Source organism: Corallococcus terminator, assembly GCF_003611635.1.
Classification (GTDB): domain Bacteria; phylum Myxococcota; class Myxococcia; order Myxococcales; family Myxococcaceae; genus Corallococcus; species Corallococcus terminator.
In genome coordinates this window covers 1-1938 of record NZ_RAVZ01000640.1, presented here as the reverse complement: position 1 = coordinate 1938, position 1938 = coordinate 1, and the positions used below count along the sequence as shown (strand labels likewise).

The following is a 1938-nucleotide window of genomic DNA, read 5'->3' as shown; positions in this document are numbered from 1 at the left end:
GGGCCGGAGCAGGGGTCGCGGCGGCCGGAGCCTGATCGGCGGCGCCAGCCAGCGCGGGCACGGCCGAGCACAGGGTCAGGAGCAGACGGAAGGCAGGCCTCATTCGGACTCCCTCCCCGTCGAGCGCAGCGGCAGGAAGATGGAGATGCCCGCGTTGAGGGTCATGATGTTCTGGATGGCGCCCTTGCTGCTGCCCAGGGGCTGATCCACGTAGGAGGTGTTGATGAGGGCCACGTTGACGGCCAGGTAGTCCTTGGTCACGAACCGCATGCCCAGGCCCAGGTCGAACGCCGGGTTGAGGCCGCGTTCGGGCAGCGCGGAGGTCTCCGTCTTCACCACGCCCATGCCACCCATCAGGTAGCCGTCGAAGTGGAGGATGGAGTTGAGGAAGGACACCTTGCCGTACAGCGGCGCCCACTCCACGTCACCCATGGCGGACCACTGGGGCACGGAGTTGTAGATCTTGCTGTTGAAGGTGCGCTTGGCGGTGCGCACGTCATCCGACGGCAGCACCTGCATGAGCGAACCGCGCGCGGAGATGGCGAGCGTGTCCGCCAGGTACCAGGCGCCTCGCAGCGAACCCCCGAACTTCGAATAGAAGGGGTCGTTGACCGAGATGCTCACCAGCGGGGTGATCTCGAAGCGGTGCTTCTTCAGGTAGACCTTGCGCTGGACGCTCTTCACCCGGTCGTCCTGGGTGATGTCCGTCAACGGCATCAGCGCTTCCGGTGGGATGTCCTTCGCCTTTTCGGCGGTGGGCGGCGACGCGGGCCGGGCTTCCTCGTCCGGTGGCGGCGCGGGGTTTTCTTCGGGAGGCTTGGGCTGGGCGTCCTCGGTGAGATCGAGGCCCATGCCTTCCTGACTCTGGGCGGGGGCCAGCGCGGGCCACATCAGGCTCAGCGCAAGCATCAGCGTGGGGCGGTTCAAGTCCGGGCGCTCCGTGGGGGGGAGGGGGCGTACTGCCACCGGAAGGCAGCATGACATCAGCCACGCCATCCTATCGGCCGTATTCCCAACCATCAACCGCCACGACGTGCCTGCTCCCTCTGATATCCGACGGTGCTCCTTCACAATTCCGCCCGTCCCGCGTCCCACACGTCGGTGGTTGGCGTGAAGGAGGGCTGTGCTACCGTTTCCGGCTTCTGGGTGTCGCCTTCCCCCACGCCCCCGGTTCCTTCCTTCCTAGAGGTCTCAACGATGTTCGTGCGATCCGCGCTCTTCCTCTCCGCCGTCCTCCTGCTGGGAGGCTGCGAGGTCACCACCGAGTTGGGCAAGCCGTGCCGTCTGGTGCGCAAGGCTACGGCAGAGGAGCAGGAGACCTACTCCACCAAGTTCATGCCCATCCGGGAGCGGGACGTGGCGCCGGATCAGGACTTCATCTCCTTTGGTTCGCTGGACTGCGAGGACCTCATCTGCGTGCGGGACGTGGACTCCGAGCGCAGCGAGGACCCGACGGCCGAGGCCCTGGGCTACTGCAGCAAGGAATGCGTGCAGGGCACCACCACGGGCTGCGAGGTGACGCGCGATGACGCGCCCGCGGGTCTTGCGCCCCGGATGGCGTGCCGCCCCCTGCTCCTGGATCAGGCGACGCTGGACGCGATCCGCGTGGCGGACGAACAGAAGTACCGCGACACGTTCGGGGAGAACAATTCGCCCTACTTCTGCGCCGGCGCGTCCCCCCAGGCGCAGGGCAACTGACCGGAATCGCCCGCTGAACAGTCGTCTCGCGCGAAAGGGTTAGACCTTTTCGCGCGCCCCGTTCGTAAAGGCAGGGCCCGCGTTCCACACGCCCTGGAGTCCCGCCATGAATCGTACGGTCCTCTTCCTGTCCCTGGCCGGTGCCCTGGCCCTCACCGCCCTGGTGCTGGGCCTGCCCCGGGGTGAGGATACCCCGCGCTCGCCCCACCACGTGGTGGTGACGACGCCGAACCCGCCCAC

General features: G+C 67.3%; 2 protein-coding genes. One reads left to right on the top strand and one right to left on the bottom strand.

The features are described 5' to 3' along the window. Positions 1-99: 99 nt before the first annotated feature. Positions 100-927, bottom strand: a complete 828-nt coding sequence (locus D7V88_RS41035) for an outer membrane beta-barrel domain-containing protein (protein ID WP_120545899.1) — start codon at positions 925-927, stop codon at positions 100-102. A gap of 270 nt (positions 928-1197) precedes the next feature. On the opposite strand from D7V88_RS41035, the gene cglC reads away from it, so the two are divergent. Then, the gene (cglC, locus tag D7V88_RS41030) at positions 1198-1698 is read left to right on the top strand and encodes an adventurous gliding motility lipoprotein CglC (protein ID WP_120545898.1); all 501 of its coding nucleotides are present in this window, start codon (positions 1198-1200) and stop codon (positions 1696-1698) included. Positions 1699-1938 lie beyond the last annotated feature (240 nt).

Coding starts and splice junctions, on each gene's coding strand:
- cglC (WP_120545898.1), top strand. CDS start 1,198: ATGTTCGTGCGATCCGCGCTCTTCCTCTCCGCCGTCCTCCTGCTGGGA.